This is a genomic window from Xenorhabdus sp. BG5, from assembly GCF_015163665.1.
Lineage (GTDB): Bacteria > Pseudomonadota > Gammaproteobacteria > Enterobacterales > Enterobacteriaceae > Xenorhabdus.
In genome coordinates, this window is sequence record NZ_JADEUG010000009.1 from 95,367 (window position 1) to 118,690 (window position 23,324).

At 38.8% G+C, this 23,324-nt stretch carries 16 protein-coding genes and 2 pseudogenes; 9 read left to right on the top strand and 9 right to left on the bottom strand.

The genetic code is table 11. From position 1 onward, the window contains the following. The first annotated feature begins 5 nt into the window (after positions 1-5). The 3 genes and pseudogenes from IQ209_RS06990 (at position 6) to IQ209_RS06995 (ending at position 4,309) form a co-directional block, all read left to right on the top strand. Entirely contained in the window at positions 6-3,686 is a 3,681-nt protein-coding gene (locus tag IQ209_RS06990; protein WP_193850263.1) for an AAA family ATPase, read from the top strand. Positions 3,687-3,775: 89 nt separating this feature from the next. Then, positions 3,776-3,853: pseudogene (locus IQ209_RS18665) on the top strand (toxin HicA); the annotation flags it as partial. Between the two features lie 51 nt (positions 3,854-3,904). Then, positions 3,905-4,309 carry a type II toxin-antitoxin system HicB family antitoxin gene (locus tag IQ209_RS06995; RefSeq protein ID WP_193850266.1) on the top strand — a complete coding sequence of 135 codons (405 nt, stop codon included), beginning with the start codon at positions 3,905-3,907 and terminating at the stop codon, positions 4,307-4,309. A gap of 34 nt (positions 4,310-4,343) precedes the next feature. Here the strand turns inward: IQ209_RS06995 and IQ209_RS07000 are convergent, their stop codons facing one another. Next, positions 4,344-5,966, bottom strand: a complete 1,623-nt coding sequence (locus tag IQ209_RS07000; protein WP_193850268.1) for an ABC transporter substrate-binding protein — start codon at positions 5,964-5,966, stop codon at positions 4,344-4,346. A gap of 505 nt (positions 5,967-6,471) precedes the next feature. Here IQ209_RS07000 and gltP point away from each other — a divergent pair. Further along, positions 6,472-7,785, top strand: coding sequence for a glutamate/aspartate:proton symporter GltP (gene gltP / locus IQ209_RS07005; protein WP_193850270.1), 1,314 nt, complete (start codon positions 6,472-6,474; stop codon positions 7,783-7,785). Positions 7,786-7,971: 186 nt separating this feature from the next. Here the strand turns inward: gltP and IQ209_RS07010 are convergent, their stop codons facing one another. The 4 genes and pseudogenes from IQ209_RS07010 to IQ209_RS07025 all read right to left on the bottom strand — a co-directional run. Then, positions 7,972-9,606 carry an ABC transporter substrate-binding protein gene (locus IQ209_RS07010; RefSeq protein WP_193850272.1) on the bottom strand — a complete coding sequence of 545 codons (1,635 nt, stop codon included), beginning with the start codon at positions 9,604-9,606 and terminating at the stop codon, positions 7,972-7,974. A 128-nt stretch (positions 9,607-9,734) separates the two neighbouring features. After that, entirely contained in the window at positions 9,735-11,384 is a 1,650-nt protein-coding gene (locus IQ209_RS07015) for an ABC transporter substrate-binding protein (RefSeq protein WP_228005755.1), read from the bottom strand. A 476-nt stretch (positions 11,385-11,860) separates the two neighbouring features. Continuing rightward, entirely contained in the window at positions 11,861-13,831 is a 1,971-nt protein-coding gene (locus tag IQ209_RS07020; protein WP_193850274.1) for a bifunctional 2',3'-cyclic-nucleotide 2'-phosphodiesterase/3'-nucleotidase, read from the bottom strand. A 48-nt stretch (positions 13,832-13,879) separates the two neighbouring features. Next, positions 13,880-14,065: pseudogene (locus IQ209_RS07025) on the bottom strand (ROK family protein); the annotation flags it as partial. A 125-nt stretch (positions 14,066-14,190) separates the two neighbouring features. On the opposite strand from IQ209_RS07025, the gene rdgC reads away from it, so the two are divergent. After that, positions 14,191-15,102, top strand: a complete 912-nt coding sequence (rdgC, locus tag IQ209_RS07030; protein ID WP_193850276.1) for a recombination-associated protein RdgC — start codon at positions 14,191-14,193, stop codon at positions 15,100-15,102. Positions 15,103-15,161: 59 nt separating this feature from the next. Here the strand turns inward: rdgC and IQ209_RS07035 are convergent, their stop codons facing one another. Beyond that, entirely contained in the window at positions 15,162-16,310 is a 1,149-nt protein-coding gene (locus IQ209_RS07035; protein ID WP_228005756.1) for a porin, read from the bottom strand. A gap of 435 nt (positions 16,311-16,745) precedes the next feature. On the opposite strand from IQ209_RS07035, the gene IQ209_RS07040 reads away from it, so the two are divergent. The 3 genes from IQ209_RS07040 to IQ209_RS07050 all read left to right on the top strand — a co-directional run bounded on the left by IQ209_RS07040 (position 16,746) and on the right by IQ209_RS07050 (position 18,190). Continuing rightward, a complete protein-coding gene (locus tag IQ209_RS07040) occupies positions 16,746-16,991 on the top strand; it encodes a type II toxin-antitoxin system Phd/YefM family antitoxin (protein WP_193850278.1) in 246 nt (81 codons plus the stop codon). After that, a complete protein-coding gene (locus IQ209_RS07045; RefSeq protein WP_193850279.1) occupies positions 16,991-17,392 on the top strand; it encodes a type II toxin-antitoxin system VapC family toxin in 402 nt (133 codons plus the stop codon). Before IQ209_RS07040 ends, IQ209_RS07045 begins: the two co-directional genes overlap by 1 nt. A 171-nt stretch (positions 17,393-17,563) precedes the next feature. Beyond that, positions 17,564-18,190 carry a TetR/AcrR family transcriptional regulator gene (locus IQ209_RS07050; RefSeq protein WP_193850281.1) on the top strand — a complete coding sequence of 209 codons (627 nt, stop codon included), beginning with the start codon at positions 17,564-17,566 and terminating at the stop codon, positions 18,188-18,190. A 150-nt stretch (positions 18,191-18,340) separates the two neighbouring features. Here the strand turns inward: IQ209_RS07050 and IQ209_RS07055 are convergent, their stop codons facing one another. The 3 genes from IQ209_RS07055 to IQ209_RS07065 form a co-directional block, all read right to left on the bottom strand. Next, the gene (locus IQ209_RS07055; protein ID WP_193850283.1) at positions 18,341-18,907 is read right to left on the bottom strand and encodes a hypothetical protein; all 567 of its coding nucleotides are present in this window, start codon (positions 18,905-18,907) and stop codon (positions 18,341-18,343) included. A gap of 500 nt (positions 18,908-19,407) precedes the next feature. Further along, positions 19,408-20,223: a hypothetical protein gene (locus IQ209_RS07060; RefSeq protein ID WP_193850285.1), complete on the bottom strand. Its 816-nt coding sequence runs from the start codon at positions 20,221-20,223 to the stop codon at positions 19,408-19,410. A 676-nt stretch (positions 20,224-20,899) separates the two neighbouring features. Then, positions 20,900-22,285 (bottom strand): YadA-like family protein, encoded by a 1,386-nt coding sequence (locus IQ209_RS07065; RefSeq protein WP_193850287.1) that lies wholly within the window; start codon positions 22,283-22,285, stop codon positions 20,900-20,902. Between the two features lie 656 nt (positions 22,286-22,941). On the opposite strand from IQ209_RS07065, the gene IQ209_RS07070 reads away from it, so the two are divergent. Further along, positions 22,942-23,304, top strand: coding sequence for an MW1434 family type I TA system toxin (locus IQ209_RS07070; RefSeq protein WP_193850289.1), 363 nt, complete (start codon positions 22,942-22,944; stop codon positions 23,302-23,304). Positions 23,305-23,324: the final 20 nt, after the last annotated feature.

Here is a 23,324-nt window from a genome sequence, read left to right on the forward strand (position 1 = left end):
CCGTCATGAAAATTCTTAGCTTACGGCTGAAAAATATCAATTCCCTGCAAGGTGAATGGAAAATTGACTTTACGGCAGAACCACTTGCCAGTAATGGATTGTTTGCCATTATCGGCCCAACGGGTGCAGGAAAAACCTCCTTATTGGATGCCATTTGCCTCGCCCTTTATCATGAGACGCCAAGGCTCAACACCATTTCAGCCTCACAAAATGAATTAATGACCCGTCATACCGCAGAGTGCCTTGCTGAAGTAGAATTTGAAGTCAAAGGCATTGCTTATCGGGCATTTTGGAGTCAGCGCCGTGCCCGCAACCAGGCAAATGGCAAACTCCAACCCCCAAAAGGAGAATTGGCTCTCAAAAAAGAGGGAAAAATCCTGGCTGATAAAATTCCAGAGAAAAAAGAAAAAATTGCCGAAATAACTGGGCTGGATTTTAGCCGTTTTACTAAATCCATGCTTTTGTCACAGGGAAATTTTGCTGCATTTTTAAATGCACAGGATAAAGACAGGGCCGATCTACTGGAAGAGCTAACCGGTACAGAAATTTACGGCATCCTGTCCCAGGAAATTTATCAACGCCATAAAGAGATACAATCTGAGCTGAATATCCAACAAGCCAAAGCCTCTTCCATTGAATTACTCACGGCAGAACAACAACAGACATACAAAAACCAGCAACAACAGCTTATTGCAGAAGAAAACCAACTCAGCCAACAAATGAAAGCATTACAAACAGCAGAGCAGTGGCTTTTGCGACAGGATGAGCTACAGCAATCACTGACCAGCAGTGCTTCACTTTTACAACAAACTGAACAAGAAATTCAAGAAGCACAACCTCAATTGCAACAACTTGCTGCCGGAGAACCAGCAGAGAAAATCCGCCCATTATGGGATGAACAAAACCGAGCCACTCATGAAAAACGGCGGATCGTGGAACAACGCACAAAAATAGCGCATGAACGCCAACAGCAACTGACAATGCTGCAACCTGCCGAACAGCAACTGGCACAGTTGGAGAAAAAGCAGGAAGCGCATCAACAGCAGCAAAATCAGCAAGAAAAGCTCATCTCAGAGCAAATTATGCCGCTCGATCATACAATTGAAACTCAATCTAAAGATCTACTGAAACTTGAACAAGAGATTGCAGGGCAAGGCCGCGATCTCACAGAGATTTTATCCCAATACCAAGCTACACAGGATCGAACGGTAACCCTAAATAGTGAACAAAAGGCATTGGAGTCCTACTATGAGCAGCATCCTTATTACTGCAATTTGGACAGCAAACTGCCTGAATGGAAACAGCTATTCACTCGCCAGAAAGAACGACAAGAAAAAGTAGATCAGCTTACCCAAAGCACCCAACAAATTGGCTCAGAGCTTGCCCAGACAACCGATTATTTACATACCTTGAATGCAGAGTTAGCTCAACAACATGAACAGAGCCGAATACTGCACAACAACCTTGCCGTTGCTGCAAATCAACTCACAACTTTGCAACAAAAGCATCCATTGGAACAATTGCAGAAAAATTTAGACAATTATCAGAAACAATTGGTATCACAGAACCAACTGGAGATCTTGCTTCCTCAATTTCAGCAGTTACAAACCGCGATCTCAGCCGACCAAAGCCACTTGATCCAATCTCAAGCATTGGTAAAAGCCTTACCTGATCAGATCGCAATCCTCAATCAACAGTTGGCAGATAAGCAGCAACATTATGACGATCTCTCCAATCGAATGCGTTTGGAGCAACAAATAGTCAGCCTGGAAAAAGAACGGGCACAATTAAAAGCAGGGGAATCTTGCCCACTTTGTGGTTCAACTCACCATCCTTTAATTAACGAATACCAGAATATTGCTCTACCACATTCAGAAGAGCGCTTAAAAAACCTGCGCCAACAGATTGATCAACTGCAAGAAAATCGTACAGCCTTACAGCAGAAACAGCAGCTTCAACAACAGCACTGCGAACAATTGCAGCAAAATATTGCACAATACAGTGCTAGATCGACGGTATTGATTAAACAATGGAAACACCATTGCCAGCAGTTACAGGCTACAGAATTACCGATAGATGCAGATAAAGTTAAGCATTTTATCAGTCAGCGACAATCTGCCTATCACCAATATCAGGCTCAACAGGCAACAATCTTACAGGCAGAGAAAAACCATCAAACGGCCGAAAAAGCACTTGCTGCCAGCCGGGAGCAATACCTGGCTTGTAAAAAGAATATTGAATTGGAAAAGTTCAAACAGGATTCAGCCCAAAAACAATTAGCAGAAAAGACGGCAGAAGCTCAACAAATAGAAGCTGACTACACAGCGACTGCACAACAGTTAAACACGGAATTACAACCAACACCTTTCACACTCCCTGCCCCTCATGAAACAGAAAACTGGCTGCAACAGCGTGAACAGGAATTAAAACACTACCACGATTCACAAAAAAAAGGGCAGCAACTACAAAAAGAACAAGCAGCCTTGCAAAGCAAACTGGGTGAACTAGACAAACAAAAAAATAAGCTCTCCACTCAGCTTCATGCTTTGAATGAACAGCAGAAACAACAAATACAGTTATTGGAACAAACACGCCTGGAACGTCATCGTTTATTTGGTGACCAATCTATCATTACCGTTCGTCAGGCTTTGCAGCAAAAAACTAATGAACTGGAAACAAGCCACAAACAGGCCATTTTCCATCTGCAAACATTACAAAACAAAATGAGCCAATTAACTGGTGCTGCCAGTGAAATAGAAAAAAGCTACACTGCCGCCGAAGCAAACTACAAACTTGCTGCCAGCCATTTCCAAACAGGTTTAGAACAACAAGGCTTTGCCGATCAATCATCCTTTGAACGTGCCTTACTGGAACCGGCACAACGGGAAAAATTACAACAATTACAAGAAAAACTTGAACAGCAACAATTGCAAGCCCAAACACGCCATCATGAATCAGAAGTAACTTTACAACGACATACGGAAACACAGCCGCAATTGCTTAACCAGTATGAACCTCAACAATTATCCGCCATATTGACTGACGTTACGGCTCAGTTGAAACACAACAACCAGCAACAAGGTGAAGCCAGAACCCTATTGAACAGTGATGCAATTCGCCGCCAACACCAACAAGAGTTACTGGCACAGATCGCACGCTTACAACAAACATATGATGACTGGAGTTATCTTAATAATCTCATTGGCTCTGCCGATGGCGCTAAATTCCGCCGTTTTGCTCAAGGTCTGACATTGGATCATCTCGTACATCTGGCAAATATCCGCTTGGAAAAATTACATGGGCGTTACTACTTGCAACGCAAAGATGACAGCGGGCTAGAATTACAAGTCGTTGACACCTGGCAAGCAGAAGCCATGAGAGATACCAAAACGCTTTCTGGAGGAGAAAGTTTTCTTGTCAGCCTGGCGCTTGCACTCGCCTTGTCTGATCTGGTGAGTAACAAGACACAAATAGAATCCCTGTTCCTTGATGAAGGGTTTGGCACGCTTGATCCTGAAACCCTGGATATCGCTTTGGATGCACTGGACCACCTTAACGCATCAGGAAAAACTATCGGAGTCATTAGCCATGTAGAAGCATTAAAAGAGCGAATTCCTGTTCAAATAAAAGTGGAAAAAAAGAATGGCTTAGGTTTCAGTCAATTAGCCGCAGAATTTCGAGTTTAAACATAGAAATCAAGTAATAACAACCGTTTGATAAATGTGTATAGTGTGTATATAATATTTAAAGTGGAAAGGAGGCTGCTTGAACAGTTCCTCATCCACGTAGAGACATCAAACCAGGAACTCTTAGCAAGATTCTGAAAGATGCAAAACTCAAACAATCCAGTTAATGGATGACGAAGTACCCAGAAAAAGCCTGTAAATAAAAATGGAATAAGATTATGTTATATCCAGCATTTGTCGAAATAGATCAAGATGGTAATGCCAGTGGCTGGTTTCCTGACGTTGCAGGGTGCATCTTTGCTGGTGACACACTTGAAAAAGCACATTCTGATGCACAATCTGCGATCAATGCACATTTCGAGTTAATGAAAGAACAAAACTTGGAATTCCCATTTCCAAAAGCCATGCAACAACACCTTACAGAAAAAGCCGATGAATACAAAAATGGGCAATGGCTTTTAATTCCTGTTGATATGAGCCAGTTCGAAGACAAAATAGAGCGGATTAATATTACGCTGCCATTGCGTTTAATCAATCGCATTGATGCGAAAGTTAAACAACATCCCGAATATGGTAGCCGCAGTGGGTTTTTAGCCCTGGCTGCTCGTAAAGCACTACAATAGATTATGAAGAGCCTGCTTAAGCAGGCTCTTTAATTTAGTGCTTAATAACATAAAGATCTTTCGTTGATATTCTTCCCAAAAGATCAGCGTAATAGCCACCAATATAAGGCTTAACCAATATCGCAGTAACATAGTAATAAATGGGAATAATAGGCGTATCTCTTGTCATAATATCGAGTGCATGTTGAAAATCTTCTTGTTTATTTGTTGCTCCTGCTTTACGAATCCAATTATCGAAGTCTTTATTAGAATAAAATGAAGTATTATTGGTTTGATTTGTTGTAAATATATTAAAAAAAGCCATCGGATTATTATAATCGCCAATCCATCCACCTCTAACGACATCAAATTTCCCTTGATGTTCGTTCTCCAGCATCACTTTCCACTCTTCAGTTTGTATATTGGCAATAACACCGAGATTCTTTTTCCACATCGAGGTTGCAGCAATAGCAACTTTTTTATGTAAGTTTGATGAGTTGTAAACCAAATTAAATTTAAGGGGATTATTTTTATTAAAGCCCGCTTCATTCAATAATTGTTTAGCTTTTTCATTACGTTGAGCTTGTGTCCATGATACATAATCAGGTTGTTTAAATTTAAAACCCCCAATGCCAGGAGGTAAAATTATATACGCAGGTATTTGCCCTTGAGCAACAACTTTATTAGCAATAATATTTCTATCCAAAGCAAGACTTAGTGCTTGTCGGATCTTACTGTCTTTAAGCAGTGGTTTTTTATTGTTAAACTGATAGTAATATGTGCTAAGTATTGGTGAAATATGAACTTGTGAACTCATGTTTTTCTTTAATGAGGCAAACGATTCTAACGGGATCGTAAATGTAATATCTATTTCTCCGGCCAGATAACGGTTTAAATCTGATGTATCTGATGAAAGTGGAAGATAAGTGACTTTATTAATAATGGTATTTTTATTATCCCAATAATAAGGATTTCTTACTCCAACAATTTTTTCATTCACTTTCCACTCTGCTAATTTAAATGCGCCACTAGAAACAAAAAATTCCGGCTGAGTCCATTTATCTCCGTATTTTTCGACGACTTTTTCGCTAATCGGAGCCGCAATATTAAATGCCAGCATCTGTAAAAAATATCCAACCGGTTTTTCTAGCCTGACCTCCAATGTCGAATCATCCAGGGCTTTAACACCAAGTTCCTCCACTTTTTTCTTCCCTGCTAAAATCTCTTTAGCATTACCCACTGAAGCATCAACAAAATAGCTACCATATGGAGAAAGTGTTTTAGGATTTGTCAGCCGTCGCCAGCTAAAAACAACATCATGAGCGGTAATTGGTGTACCATCAGACCATTTGATTCCTTTCCTTAAATGGAAAATCCACGTTTTATTATCCTTAGTTTCCCAGCTTGCAGCCAGTTTAGGTATGATCTGGCCTTGCTTATCTGTTCCCACTAACGTATCAAAAAAATCATTGATAATGTTTAATGCAATATTACCTTCAACTTTATCGACATCCAGTGATGCAGGTTCGGCACCATTATTGCGAACAATCTCTTGTTTTTCCGCCAATTGTGTACCAGGTGGAATAACTGCGGCATAAGACAGTGTTGTACTACCCAATATAATACTGATAGAACAAACTAATGTTTCAACCGTTTTTTTACTGGTTTGATTTAACATGTCATGTCTCCCCATAGCTGTGCTGTAATTATTTTTTGTCCTTTATTTTATTTTCAATCCATATTGCAGAATGACATGTTATTTATTACTCAATAAATCATTTAGTTCAACAATAATAATTTTTTTAAATACTGTATTTATAGCTATGTATTTATACACAATAGTTTTCAAATTTCAGCACAGAGGCAAAAAGAGATGATTATTAACTTTCCAGGTGACTATTCACCGTACTTTAATGAATACACAGGGCTTGAGCAATCATCTGACCTCAGAAGCCAAAATGATAATGTTGATGCATCAATCCAAGGAATTATTCCTGGGTTAGTGTCAGATGGATTCTCATGACCACTAGCATGCTCTAATTTGAATGATAAATAAACATCTTAAATGATTACGAGTATCATTTATACATTGTTTAAAAGATTATCTCAGATTTTATTGTGCATTAGGTCAAGGTTATTGTATAAGAAAGAGGAGTAAAGAAAAGAAAGCATAAGGTTGTCTAATGAATAAGACCGAAACAGTTAATAAAAAGAAATTTAAATTTGGGTTAGGCTGGCAGATTTTAGCTGCGCTTATATTGGGAATTATTGCAGGAGCCGTTTTACATGACAATGAACACAAACAGTGGATAATTGTTAATGTGCTTTCTCCTGCCGGGAAAATATTTATCCAGCTTATTAAGATGATTGTTGTTCCAATTGTAATTTCAACATTGGTTGTTGGTATTGCCGGTGTTGGTAATACTAAGCAATTAGGAAAACTAGGCTTAAAAACAATTTTGTATTTTGAGATTGTCACAACAATTGCAATAATTGTAGGCATTTTTTTGGCAAATACGTTTAAGCCTGGTGTAGGTATTGATATGTCTGCTCTCCATCAAGTAGATATATCTCAATATGAACACACAACACAGCAGGTTGAAAGTCATTCACACGGTATTGTTAATACCATTCTATCATTAGTACCCGATAATATTTTTGCGGCGATGTCCAGTGGCGACATGTTGCCCGTTATTTTCTTTGCCGTATTATTTGGTTTAGGTTTATCATCACTTCCGAAGGAAAAAAAAGAACCATTATTAACGGTATTACAAACATTCTCTGAAACAATGTTTAGAGTGACTCATATTATCATGATGTATGCTCCAATCGGGGTATTTTCGTTGATTTCAGTAACAGTGGCTAACTTCGGGTTTAGCTCATTATTACCATTAATAAAATTAGTTATTTTGGTTCACTGTGCAATTTTATTTTTTGCTATTGTCATTCTTGGTTTGATTGCCCGCTACTGCAATATCAATATTTTTATACTCTTTAAGATCCTAAAAGATGAGCTACTGTTAGCCTATTCTACTGCCAGCTCAGAAACCGTATTACCCCGTATCATGGATAAAATGGAACAATATGGGGCTTCAAAATCAGTGACCAGCTTTGTTATTCCGATTGGTTATTCATTTAACCTTGATGGCTCAACGCTGTATCAGAGTATAGCCGCCATTTTTATTGCTCAGCTCTATGGAATTGATTTATCCCTTTGGCAAGAAATTACGCTTGTCCTCACATTGATTATTACCTCAAAGGGAATTGCCGGCGTTCCTGGGGTCTCTTTCGTTGTTCTGTTAGCAACGCTGGGCAGTGTGGGCATTCCATTAGAAGGTTTAGCCTTCATTGCGGGTATTGACCGGATTCTTGATATGGCTCGTACCGCATTAAATGTAGTCGGTAATGCACTCGCTGCACTTGTTGTGGCTAAGTGGGAAAAACAATTTGACCAGCAAAAAGCTAAACAATATGAAGAATCTTTGATTTCTAAATAATATTTATTTTTAATTGTATGACCCTGAAAGGAAAAGCAGCTATTGCTTTTCCTTTTAATAGTTGCCTCGATCCACTATATACGCATTAAACTTCAAGTTGCCATTTACAACACTCTATGAAACCTGATTTCTCCCCGCGAAGCGGGGAGAAATCACACACATCTTGAAGTTAGATTGGTATAGTTATTAATGTTCAATAATATAAAGATCTTTTGTAGAAATATAATCCATTGGGGTAACGTAAAACCCACCAATATAAGGCTTCACCAGGCGATTACTGACATAATAATAGACAGGGATCACCGGTATATCATGATTAAAAATAGCCATCGCTTTTTGATAATAAGCGATATCATTCGTTTCACCTGCTTTAATAACCATCTGATCAAAATCATTATTGGCATATTGTGGTATATTATGACTGCTTCCCGTCAGGAAAGTATCCAAAAAAGACATTGGGCTGTTGTAATCCGCCGTCCATGCATATCTGACTACATCAAACTTGTTCTGGTGCATATTATCCAACATCACTTTCCATTCCTGATTTTGTAAACTGGCTTGAACACCTAAGTTCTGTTTCCACATTGAAGTGACAGCGATAGCAAGTTTTTTATGGGATTCTCTCGTGTTATAAAGCAAGTTGAATTTGAGTGGATTTTTCTCGTTAAAACCCGCTTCATTCAATAGCTCTTTCGCTTTTTTAATCCGCTGTTCCTGTGTCCAGGAGGCATATTCTGGTGGGGTTAATGTGATACCACCAATATTAGGAGGCAAAATATCGTAAGCGGGCAATTGTCCCATTCCCAATACTTTATCAGCAATCACATCTCTATCTATGGCTAAACCTAATGCTTTCCGAACTCTAACATCATTAAACGGCGGTTTTTGCGTATTAAACACGTAATAGTAAGTACTGAGCATAGAACTCACATGAACTTGATCACCCAATGTTTTCTTTAATGATGCAAAAGAATCCAGAGGAATGGTCATCGTCATATCAATTTCACCGGCGAGATAGCGGTTTAAATCCGACTTTTCTGATGTAATAGCAAGGTAAGTCACTTTATTAATTACCGTGTTTTTATCATCCCAATAATGGGGATTCCTGACCCCAATCACATTTTCATTCACTTTCCATTCAGATAGCTTAAATGCACCACTGCCAACAAAAACATCAGGATGTGTCCATTTGTCACCATATTTTTTAACCGCTGTTGCACTCACCGGAACCAAGATTGGATGGGTGAGCATTTGCAAGAAATAAGCTACAGGTTTATCAAGTTTCACTTCCAAGGTGAAATCATCCAGCGCCTTTACGCCAAGCTCTTCCGCTTTTTTCTTGCCTGACAATATGTCGTTTGCATTCACTACATGAGCTGTTCCAAGGTAGCTGCCATAAGGCGAACCCATTTCGGGATCAAGCAGACGTCGCCAGCTAAATACCACATCATGGGCAGTAATCGGCGAGCCATCAGACCATTTAACGCCTTTTCTTAAATGAAAGAGCCAGGTTTGGTTGTCATTCGTTTCCCAGCGTTCAGCCAATCTGGGTTCAATATGGCCTTTTCTGTTGGTGTAAACCAAACCATCAAAAAAATCATGGATAATATTCAACTCAACATTACTTTCTACTTTATGGACATCTAAAGAAGCGGGGAAAGAACCATTGTTACGCACAATTTCTTGTTTCTCAGCCAATTGCATTCCTGGTGGAACAACGGCAGCATAAGAGGGTGTGATGTTTGTTAATAGTATTCCTATCAAGCAGGTGAGTATTTGGGGGAGCTTATTTTTCATTAAACCCGCCATGATTTTTTTCATATTTTGAATCTCCATTAATTGCTATTTTCATTATTACATTACGCTACCATTTTTATTTAACTTATAATTTCAACTAACTTTATTAAGCAACAAGAGCCTAATAAAAACAGGATCTTATTAAGCAAAAATCAGTATTTAATAATATAGAGATCTTTTGTCGGGATATTTCCCATCGAATCTACGTAAAAACCACCAACATAAGGCTTAACGAGTTTTACACGGACATAATAATAAACGGGGATGGCGGGTATTTCTTCATTGAGAATATCAATGGCTTGTTGGTAATCAGCGGGATCATTCGTTTCATCTGCTTTTAAAGCCCATCGATCAAATTCCTTATTTTGATATCTCATATGGTTATTGGTATTCCCTGATGTGAAAATATCTAAAAAGCTAGTTGGGCTATTATAATCAGCATTCCATGCGTATCTCGTCAGCTCAAAGTTACCCTGCGTCATACTATCATTCTGCGTTTTAGTTTCCTGATTTTGTAAGATAACTCCAACCCCCAGATTCTTTTTCCACGCTGAGGTGGCAGCAATGGCAATTTTTTTATGTCCATCAGAGGTATTATATAATAAGGTCAACTTGAGTGGATTCTTTTCATTAAAACCAGCCTCATTCAGTAGCGTTTTGGCCTTGGCAATGCGCTGTTCCTGTGTCCATGAGGCATATTCAGGCTGTTTTAAATAAATCCCCCCAGCCCCCGGAGACACCACATCATAAGCGGGCTTTTGACCATTACCTAATACCTTGTCAGTGATAATATTTCTGTCCAATGCTAAAGCCAACGCTTGTCTGACCCGAATATCATTAAAGGGCGGTTTTTGTGTATTAAAAAGATAATAATAAACACTCATCATGGGCTTAACATGCAATTGATCACCAAATTTCTTCTTAACGATTGGCAAGAATTCCGATGGCCCTCCGTTAGATATATCAATCTCTCCTGTCATATAGCGGTTTAGATCCGCTTTATAATCTGATAATGGCAAGTAAGTGACTTTATTAATGACGGTATTTTTATCATCCCAATAATAGGAATTTCTGACACCAACAATTTTTTCATTCACTACCCATTCAGAGAGTTTAAAAGGCCCATTGCTAACAAAATGTTGGGGCTGAGTCCATTTACTGCCATATTTTTTAATAGCCTGTTCACTCACCGGAGACATGGCGGGATGCGCTAACATTTGCAAAAAAACGGTTTTTGGCTTTTCCAGTACAATTTCTACCGTTGTATCATCCAGTGCCTTAACACCGAGTTCTTGCGGTTTTTTCTTACCAGATAGTACATCACGTGCGTTTACGACAGCTGCCTGAATCAGGTAACTACCGTAAGGCGAAATCGTGTCAGGTGTCACCAGACGTCGTAAAGAAAAAACCACATCATGGGCGGTAATCGGTGTACCGTCAGACCATTTAATCCCTTTTCTTAAATAGAAGATCCACGTTTTATTATCTTTGGTTTCCCAGCGCTCAGCCAAAGCGGGGATAATATTCTCTTCTTTATCTGTATCAACTAAGCGATCAAAAAAATCCCGCAAAATATCAAATTCACTGCTACCCTCAGATTTATGCGGATCTAATGAAGCAGGTTCGGAAAAATTATTGCGGGTAATTTCCTGCTTATCCGCCAATTGCACATTGGGAGGGACAATCGCAGCATATGAGAACGTAATATTTCCCAGAATCAGACTGACAGAACAGATAAATATTTTAGCTATTTTATTTTTTATTATCCTTACCAACATTGTCTGCATATTAGTGGTCTCCATAATTGTTTTCATTATTAAATCATCAATACATACATCATTATTACCTTATGACTATTACCAAGATGACTATATTGAGTAATCTATTCAAGTAACTTGAAATTTATTCTCATACTAAAATGCAACACATAATAATTAGCGTTGCATTTCTGATCTGGATCAAACAACTGTTACAGTATCTTTGATCTATTGGTTTTATCTACGCCGATCTGCGTTATCTTTTATCCCCGTCACATTATTTTGTTCCGATATCAAAATCGCAATCGGAAGTTATTTATATACGCATTAAACTTCAAGTTGCAATTTACAACACTATATGAAACGTGATTTCTTCCCCGCTTCGCGGGGAGAAATCATATGCATCTTAAAGTTAGATTGGTATATTTATAATTCATTTTGTTATCTCTTAACGTCCAAAATTTGCCTGCCCTTTAGCTATGCAGGAGAGCAGGCATTCATATGATTACGTTCAGTAAGTTTTATTTTTTCTCTGTTAAATCAATTTGGTAGATGGAAAAACCGGTATCATCATTTTTTAAGTACTTCATCGGGTATTGGGCGTGTTGTTTAATGAACTTCGCCGCTTTTTCTGTTGGAGAAGTTTCGAAACGGATATTTAATTTTTTATCTGTTTTGATTGGTAAGAATGACCAATTGTTTTCAACCTGAGTTGATACTACGCCCTGCTCTTTGGTCATTCTGGAAATGTAAGAAGCCAAAATAGTACGGTTTTCATCCGGTGAAGCAAATGCGATGTGATCCTCTCCGGTGCCGGCAAATTTACCGCCGTATCCACGGTAGTTATTGGTGGCGATCAGGAAAGTGGCTTTCGGATCAATCGGCTTACCCTGATAGGTAACATCTTTGATACGGTTCGCATCTTTATTGATAAGCTGACAATCGGTGTCGTATTTAGCGGGTTGAGTCAGGTCTATCTTATAGTTAACCCCGCTTATGGTATCGAAGTTGTAAGTACGGAAACCCTCCCAGTTCAGCAATTCTTGTGGTTTGGTGGAGTTTGCATCAATCTGGTTAAACATGCCCGCCGAGCATTCCAGCCACTCGACCACATTCGCCCCCGTTGCTTTCACTACCACCAATGTATTTGGGTAGAGGTATAAATCGGCCGCGTTACGGAAAGTCAGATCCCCTTTTTCCACTTCCACAAAGTCAGATGGTGAATTTTTACGCCCGCCCGCTTTGAAAGGTGCCGCCGCCGCTAAAACAGGAAGCCCATCCAGATTTGGATCGCCCTGGATAAAGCGTTTGGTGTAATCTACCTGCGCATCATTGACGATCTGAACAGTTGGATCGCTCTGGATCAGCGCCAGATAGCTGTACATGTTGTCAGTGGCTTTTCCAATGAATTTACTCACGAATTTGCGCGTTCCCAAGTGATCTTTTTCGATGATGGAAGCCAGTTTATTATCGCGTTCAACCAATGCTTTTTTATGGGTTTTGTCATAGATAGGGCGAGCCTCCGCTTTAGCAGATTCGACTTTCCATTCACCACTGCCGTTATTGATTACCATATCGACAACCCCCAGATGATCCCCCCACTGCCCCGGCATAACGGCAGGGATACCATTAATCGTGCCATTAGCGACATTAACCCCCTTGATACCTGTATATTCCTTGCCTGGGAACACGCCGTGAGCATGACCAAACATAATGGCATTAATGCCGGGAACTTCACTCAAATAGTAAACCGAGTTTTCTGCCATCGCTTTATAAGGATCTTGAGAGAAACCAGAATGGGGAATGGCGATAATCAGCTCTGCACCCGCTTTCTTCATTTGAGGGACGAATTTTTTCGCGGTTTCAGTAATGTCATTAACAACGACTTTGCCATTGAGATTGGCTTTGTCCCAAATTGTGATTTGGGGTGGCACAAAACCGATATAACCGATCTTAATCGTGTGCTCTTTGCCTTCGCGATCTTTGACTGGAGTATCAACGATAATATACGGCGTAAAGTAGTTTTTACCGGTTTTGGCATCGATGATATTCGCATTGATATAAGGGAATTTGGCACCGGCGATGGCCTGTTTCAGATAAGCCAATCCAAAGTTGAATTCATGGTTACCAAAGTTGCCGACGGTATAGTCCATCGTATTCATCAATTTGTAGGCTGGATGAATCTCCCCTTGTTTCAATCCCTTTGCCACCATGTAATCCGCAAGCGGGCTACCTTGAATCAAGTCACCGTTATCTACCAAGATCGCATTGGTTGCCTCCGCTTTGGCTGCCTTAATTAAGTTTACAGTGCGAACCAAACCAAATTGCTCTGTGGTTTTATCTTTAAAGTAATCGAAATCCATCAGATTGCCGTGAATATCTGAGGTTTCCATCACCCTTAAATCAACGGTTGCCGCGTTCACATTGAATGCCACCAGCATTGCCAGCGTTGACATTGTCAACACGTTCTTACTTTTCAACATATTCTTCATCACTATGCCCCTTTATAGAATTGCTTCCAGGCATCATAATAAACCGTTTCAACAAATAGGCCATAACCATGCCGCCCCACGCACACCACTGGAATCCCCATGCATTGCTTTTCTGATTGGTGTTGCACACTCGCCACCAAAAATCCACTCTTTGACTAAATCGGGTAACGTTTGGTAAAGGCGATCAACATGGCTCATGCCACCGCCAAGTACAATTACATCCGGGTCCAATATGAGAATGAAGATGTGATTATAGGAAACTCATGAAGTTCTAGGGCTTCATCACATGATTCGTTATCATACCCCTTATGTTTTTAAGATGACCTTTGTCACAATGCGCAACAATATGGGGTAACCGCATGTTATGGTTCAAAAATTTAATGATTTACCGTTTAAACCGAGAGATTTCTCTTTCTGCGGATGAACTGGAAAAACAATTAAGCCCATTGGCATTCACCCCATGCGGCAGCCAGGATATGATGAAAACGGGCTGGGTTTCGCCAATGGGATCGCACGGTGAAGCATTAACCCATGCTTCCGGCAATCAAATTCTGATCTGCGCACGCAAAGAAGAAAAAATGCTGCCTTCTCCGGTGATTAAGCAGGAATTACAGGACAAAATAGCCCGTCTGGAAGGTGAACAACATCGCAAACTGAAAAAGACAGAAAAAGATTCACTGAAAGATGAAGTCATTCATACGCTGCTGCCAAGAGCATTCAGCCGTTTCAGCCAAACTTATATTTGGATCGATACCGTCAATCATTTAATTATCGTTGATGCCGCCAGCGCAAAACGGGCCGAAGATAATCTGGCACTGTTGAGAAAAACATTGGGATCACTGCCCGTTGTTCCTCTTACTTTCACCAATCCCATTGAATTGACGCTAACCGAGTGGGTACGTTCAGGTGATCTTCCTACCGGTTATGCCCTGATGGATGAAGCCGAACTCAAAGCCATTTTGGAAGAAGGTGGCGTGATCCGCTGTAAGAAGCAGGATTTGGTTTCAGATGAAATTGCAGCACATATTGAATCTGGCAAATATGTCACTAAGTTGGCCCTGGATTGGGAAGAGCGTATTCAGTTTATGCTGTCAGATGATGGCGCTTTCAAACGGATTAAATTTAGCGAAACTTTACGTGAACAAAATGATGATATCGATCGTGAAGATGTTGCCCAACGATTAGATGCTGATTTTACCTTAATGACGGGTGAACTCAGTGCATTGATCAAAAATACGATTGATGCGCTGGGCGGTGAAGCCGAAAGATAATGGCAAGCGAACTGCCTTAACAGTTAAATCCATTAAGGCAGTTCGGCAAAAAATGACAATTAGAAGCGATAAACTAAACCAACACCAAAGACGTCGTCAGTACTGGTCTTCGCTTTCTTAGTGAAATCATTGTCTTTCAATAAGTTAAATTGATATTCAGCATACGTGCCCATATTTTTGTTAAAATTATAGAAGGCACCGACTGAAACATATTTCACCAAATCTTCAGATCCCTTGTCTGTCAGTATGCTCTTATCAGCCAGGTCATTACCCAAATCTTTACCTTTGGAATAAACAAAAGCGACAGAGGGACGCAAACCAAAATCAAACTGATACTGAGCCGTCAACTCAATGTTTTGGGTTTTATTGGCAAACATCGTGTAGTTATTCACAGAGCTGCCAAATCGGGTCATATTACGGGTTTCACCATACATGGCTGCCAGATAGACATTATCTTTGTCATACTTGGCAGAAACGATCCATGCTTCGGCTTTATTCCCTTTTGCCAGAACCTTAGCGGCAGTAGAACCCAGTTTCTGTACCGAAGTCCGGTTAGAGTTGCCGTATGACGCCCCAATGTTGAAGCCATTACCAAAGTCATAGGTGCTGGAAAGGCCAAAACCATCACCATTCTGCCTTGCAACATCGCTACGGCCATTTTTAGTACCATCATCATTTTTAGCCTGATACTGCAAGGCAAAGTTCAGGCCATTGACCAAACCAAAAAAGTCAGTGTTACGATAGGTTAATAACCCGGTTGAACGCCCCATCAGAAAGTTATCGGTTGCGGCCATGGAATCACCACCAAATATTGGCAATGCATCTGTCCATGCGTTGGCATCATAAACCACACCATAATTGCGCCCGTAATCCAACGAACCGTATTCGCCAAATTTCAACCCAGCGAAAGCCAAACGTGTTCTGGTGTTTGCCCCACTTTCCACTTCTGTACCATTGGCACCCATATTGAATTCCCAGCGCCCGAAGCCAGTGAGTATATCTGTAATTTGGGTTGAACCTTTAATACCGATACGACCGACAGAACCATCACCAGACTGGCTATTTGATTTGGAGAAAGTTCTTTGTACATCGGCTTTTCCATATAAATCTATTTTATTTCCATCTTTATTATAAATTTCAGCAGCATTTGCTCCCCCCGTAATAAGAAGTACCGGAATTGCCATTGCGAGTGCGTTGCGTTTTATCATTATCATAATCCTCATTAGTCTTGTTATTATTTAGCCACCGCCAAAATATTCATATCCCAAGAACAACTTGCTCTGGAATAGTCAATAATCAGGTGGGCGGAGTATTTTACTTGTTTTGGTTAATTTAATGTTAAATTTGTAACAAGTAATGACGATACTAAGATCTAAACAAACCTTTTGCTAACAAAAATTAGCAAAAAATGCCATCTTGTGATGAACGTCACATCATAGAAATATTCCCTATGATTCAACAATATCAATTATGACAATAACTTATTAAAAACAGTAAGTTATAAATAATGGGTGGGTAATAAAAAATGCTATGATTCGAGCATGGAGAACGTATTTGGGCGATACAGGTCTGGTCAACTTGACCAGACTAATAAGAATAAATATCCTAAAATTGTGTACATTAAAACATCAATAGGTAATGTTATGGAACAAATTAACATCTACGATGCAAAAACCAACCTATCCAGAATTGTTCAGAAAGTCGCCCGCACCGGAGAACCGGTCGTGATCGCCAAAAATGGTCATGCACTGGTTAAAGTTATTGCATACAGAGAAGAGCAGCCCAAACGCAAATTAGGCTTCCTCAAAGGCAAGGGTAGTGTTCCCGCCAATTTTGACGATATGAACAGCGCCGAAATTGTTGATATGTGCGAAGGGAAATATTCATAGTGGAATTCCTGTTAGATACCAACATATTGCTGTTTATGGCATATGAACCGGAAAAACTGAAAGCTGATCTTACTGATCTGCTGGAAGATACCAGCAAAACCTTGTGTTTTAGCGCGGCGTCTATATGGGAGGTGGTCATTAAAAGCAATTTAAACAAACCTGATTTTTCCATAGATTCCGAACAGTTCAGGGATGGGCTGTTTGACGCTGGTTTGATTGAAATCCCCATTAAAAGCGATCATACGCTCGTTGTATGCGATTTACCGGAACAGTTACATAAAGACCCATTTGATCGGTTAATTGTCGCTCAGGCAAAACACAACAAGATTCCACTCATCACGAATGATGACAAGTTAATCGATTTTGTCAGCGATTATATTACCGTCATCCCTAATCGATGACACTGCTCTCTCCAAGTGGGACCGTGGTCCCACCCTATTCTGTTATTTTATGAACGGATAATCACGCTTTGATAGGATTGACAAGTACCTGAGAGTTGTGTATCAGTCTGTTCTGTTTATATAGGATCACGCCAGTGCAGTACAAATATTCACAACTTATAAGGTGCTAAAATGGCAGAAAATCATCCACGTCCACGAGGCCGCCCCACCATTCCAGAGCAAGTCTTACGCCAAAAAATTCACAACGTCACCTTTCTACTTCTGATTAATCAAGGTTATAACAAAACAACCATGGATGAGGTTGCTAAAAAAGCCGGCATTGCTAAAAAAACGCTCTACCGTTTTGTCAAAAACCGAGAAGATCTGCTTGAACAAGTGGTTATGGGTTGGGAAGATAATTTTATTCCCGCTTTTAAGAAAGACGCTAATAATTTTCAGCAATTGATGAAGTCATTGAAAATATTTCTGACTGAAATAGCAGAGAAATCTTTATCTATAGAAGCAGTAGGATTATTTAAATTATTACAATCTGATTTTCCTCATCGTGAAGTATTATTGGATAAATATCAACAAAGTGGAATTGAAAAAAGCAGGAATATATTGGCAAATTGGCTTGAGCGCCAGTATCAAAAAGGGTTACTAAAAAAAATGGATTTTCATATTATCAGTGAACTTATCATCTCGATGGTAATTGCAGAACCACTCATAAAAATGGCACTGGGTATTCTTCCACCATTGCCAGAAACAGATATGACACCTCGTATTAGTGCAGCGGTTAGTTTGCTTGAATGTGGGTAATATTTATTATAATTAAGGCTGAGAAATAAATTCCCAGCCTTTTATTTATCAATAAAATTCATCTTGATATTTTACACAACCATACATTATTCTATATTACACTTGTATGTTACCAACAACATAAAGTCGAAATAAATCAATCCGGCCAAGTTAGTGACCTATGGATTGTATTCTTTTTTCCAGCGTACTAACTCTCGTTATGATATCGATGATATTCCTTGCATTTTCCTCTGTCATCAGATTTGTCGTATCAAGCAGATCCTTATTAGATTCAATATCCTTTTTGTTAGCTTCTATAGTATCCTGTACCGTCTGCAATTGGGAACCATTGATAACCTCTTTTGAGAGATTCGCTACGGACTGCTCTAGCGAAGCAACCTTATTATCTACTGCTTGCTGATTGGCAGTAATAACGTCAATAGACTTTGAGAAATTCGCTACGGACTGCTCTAGCGAAGCGACCTTATTATCTACCGCTTGCTGATTGGCAGTAATAGACGTTGAGAGATCCGTTACGGACTTTCTTAGCAAAGGAAGCGTATCATCTAACTCTTGTTTATTGACAGCAATAGCGATTGAGTTATTCTCAATATCCTTTCTGTTATTCTCAATATCCTTTTTATTATCATCTATAGCTTGCTGCATATATTTCAACAGGGAATCATTAGTTGAATCACTACTTAACCCAACCGAATCGTTATTTTTTACATCAGACATAATTTCCTCACTTATTATTCATTAAAGTAAAAGGTCGTTTCATCCTACTGCTAAACTGCCAGTTGATATTACTTAAGTTAAATTTAATCTCAATAGAATGCAGTCACACAGTAATTAATTCGAATTAATATACGGATTCATATTATAAAACCTGTCTATTCGCCAAGTGAATAATCTGTTGGAAGGTAAATTCAACGTTTTCTGCTGGTATTCGTTATTATATAGCGATCAGCGCTGTGTTGCTTATCTCATGCACAATACAGTGATAATAATCTTTATTGAATATAAACACTATTTTTAATAAACTAATCTAACTATTTATTGTATCTATTTTTATAATAATTAAGGCTGAGAAATAGATTCCCAGCCTTTTATTTATCAATAAAATTCATCTTGATATTGTACACAACCATACATTATTCTATATTACACTTGTATGTTACCAACAACATAAATTCGAAATCAATCAATCAATCAATCAATCAAGCCAAATTAGTGACCTATGGATTGCACTTTTTTTCCAGCGTACTAACTCTCGTTATGATATCGATGATATTCCTTGCGTTTTCCTCTGTCATCAGATTTGTCGTATCAAGCAGATCCTTATTAGATTCAATATCCTTTTTGTTAGCTTCTATAGTATCCTGTACCGTCTGCAATTGGGAACCATTGATAGCCTCTTTTGAGTCAGCCGAAATGTCACCGTCATCAAGATTCACTAGCTTCCGTAGTATCTTTATATCACCGTCAACGTCCTTATGATCGCCACTGCTTCCGATTGATACAATATTGTCTTTATCTGCAACAGAATTACTACCTAATGCAACAGAATTATTTGATACTCTAGTAACTATTGACTTACTACCTAATGCAACAGAATTGTTTCCATTTACATTAGATTGATATCCTACCGCAATAGCATTGGGAGTGTCAAAGTCAACGCGTGCGTGTGCGCCAATAGCTATACTAAATTTTGATACAGCTTCAGCTGTATCACCTACTGCCGTTGACCCTACCAAAGACATAGCAGAAGTTCCTAATGCTATCCCCTGTGTTATATTTCTATCTTTATCACCAACGTTTCCATTTTCATCTGTTGCATAAGGAATTCGGCCATTACTAGAAGACGACAGACTATAGCTATCATTTCCAATCCACGCATGACCGCCATCTACATCCTTACAAGCAAGAATGTCTTGGTCTTTCATATTGTTAACACAAACACCAGGAAACAAAACTATATCACTATCAGCATATGATATTATCGGCGTAAAAAGAATTAATAACATTACTTTATAAAGATTTGTTCTATTCATTAATAATACCCTCTTTATCAAAAAATTAACCATTGCGTTATATACCAATCCAACTTCAAGATGCGTGTTATATTTCCCCGCGCAGCGGGGAAATATAAGGTCTCGCCTCGTCTTTCGGATTGCAATTTGAAGTTTATTGAGTATACATCTCTGATTTATTAAATCATGCAACTTATACATTTCATTCTGCTGCTAAATAGCTAGTCGATATTACTTAAGTCAAATTTTTATTACAATAGAATGCTGTCATATAGCAATTAATTCGCATTAATATCTGGTATTGTATGATAAAATCTGTCTGTTCGGCGAGTGAGTAATCTACTGGAGAGTAAATTCAACTTTTTCTGCTAAAAACGTTCAAAATACACAATGCTGTGATAGTAACTTTCGTTGAGTATACATACTCTTTTTAATGAATCATTATAACTATTTATTACATTATCATTTTTATGATAATTAAGGCTGAGAAATAGATTCCCAGCCTTTTATTTATCAGAAGATCTATTTTTATTTTTCCATATGAAAGGTTAAAACCACCGTCTTTAGACGGTGACCTTGAATTTAAATATTTTGACGTATGCGCGTTTAGACAGGACTGACGACTTTCAGTCGTCAGTCCTGGCTGCGCTAACCCACCGACTTTAGTCGGTGGTAGTTTAGATATTATATAACCCTATTACCATTCTATATTTACACCTGCATTATACATTGTTTTTGAGGAGCCTGAGGTTGATACAGCCGCTTTAAATGCCACGTTTTCATTAACCCGATATCCTGAACCGACTGCGACAGCCTGATGATCGCCATAGCCACCAAAAGCGACTGACATATTAATGTTGCCAACACCGTAAGGTTGAAATAATCCATTCATCGCAGCCGACATCGCCAATCCCCTATCTATTTTTTTATCCATCCGGCCAAGTTCGCTATCGACAGAACGCACTTTATTTTCTAGCGAATCAATTCTATCTGTGTTATTAGCAATTTTACTTGTGTGATCAGCAAGTTGATGCGTATTATTAGCAATCTTACTCGTGTGATCGGCAAGTTGTTTCGTATTATTAGCAATCTTACTCGTGTGATCGGCAAGTTGTTTCGTATTATTAGCAATCTTACTCGTGTGATCGGCAATATTGCTAGTATTCGTATCAACTAATTTATTTGTCGCGTGGAGTTGAGATCCAGTGATAACATCTGTCGATGATTGACTAATTTCGCCTTGTTTAGCACCTGTGATATTTCTATCGCCAACATTAAATGTTGTTGCACTCTTGACATAATCACTGAAAACTACTTTTTTATGATCATCAGAGAGCTGAACCAGACCAGCTCCAGTAGTTGCCATGATCTTTATAATTTCAGCAGCGTTATCGTTTGCCTTTTTATTTACTTTATGCAATTGGCCACCATTGACAGCATCAGTTGATGATTGGCTAAGATCGCCATCGCCAACACCTGTAATATTTTGCTTGTTAAAGTTAAATACTGCCGGAGCATTAGCAGCATCAGCGACAGATATTATATTATTATTCTTAGAGAATTTAATTAGATTAATTCCATGATCTTTAATAGTATTAGTGTTGCCTTCCACCTTTTGTTTTATTCCAAACAATTGACCACCATTGACAGCGTCCGTTGAATTTTTCGAAATCTCACCAGAAGTAAGGTAAATTATCTTCCGTGTTACATTGGTACTTTTATTTCCTATTGATACAACATAACTCTCATTTGCAAGTGAACTATCACCTAACGCAATAGAATTAGTTGCGCCTGGATTTACGTAACTATTATTTCCCAGTGCAACAGAAGACGCTGCGTTTACAGTAGTATTGTTTCCCACCGCAATAGAATTAGTTGCTTTCTGGTCGTTAACACTTGCGTTTTTACCAATAGCTATCCCCTCGTTTACATGTGAGTTAGCGCTTGTACCACATATCACAGAATCCTTCGACACAGGAGTAGTTGACACAGCACAATCATTTCCCTTTGCTATACTTGTATATGCCACTATCGGAGTAAAAAGAATTAATAATATTGCCTTATAAAGTTTTGTTCTATTCATCAATGACACCCTCTTTATTGGAAAATTGACCACTGCGTTATAAATCTCTGACTGACTAAATCACGTAACCTATATAAAAAATCCAAATACATAAGTTACAGTAGGCGGTAGCAAGTCAGTAATAAATTCACATTAGTAAACTTAATAGATAAAATTTTTACTTCCACAAAACTTTACACCAAAAATAGTTATTTTTTGGTATTTTATATCGCGTACTTTATATTTTTATTAATTTACAACGAATTGCATCACGTAATTATTGGTTATACAGTTAATAACTTGATTTAAATTTAACATGTGTATTTTTATCTTTATAATTCAGCCTATTTGAAGTTTTTTTTTAGAAAAAAACAAAATGGAACATGTATTCGATAATTAGGTTTCTCATTAAAAATAATATTCATGTTCCATGGAGGTTATTATCACTGTATTGTGCATTTAGGATTTTATCAGCAGCAAATTTTAAATTTACCCTCCAGCCGATTATTCACTTGGCGAATAAACATATTTTATAATAAAACGCCAGATATTAATGCGAATAATTACTATCTCCCTGCATTTTATTGAGATTAAATTTAACTTAAGTAATATTGACTAGCGATTTAGCAGCAGGATGAAGTGGCCTTTAACTTTATTGATTAATAAGTGAGGAAATTATGTCTGAGGTAAATAAGCTAGAAAATAATGCTGATCAACAATGCTCATTAGACCCTACTCAATATAAGGTTCAGGTTGATAATGTAGCACCCGTTGGCACTTGTCCGTGGGCACTGATTCAAGTGTATTTAGGAAAACAGGTACATCGCAGTGGCTGGAATGCCCCTGAAGAATACATGCGTCTTGCCTATAAAATGGAGGCTGGTAGCAACAATAAAGGAAATCCTTATATTGAGAAAAGCGATCAAGATGGATTTTGGGCAATTTGGAAACCAACGCCGGAAGATTTAGTGGCTTGTGACTGGAAATTGCTAGAGTCGGCTTCAGGTGGTTCAGGTGGTTCAGGGGGTTCAGGGGGTTGAGGGGGGTCAGGTGGTTCAAA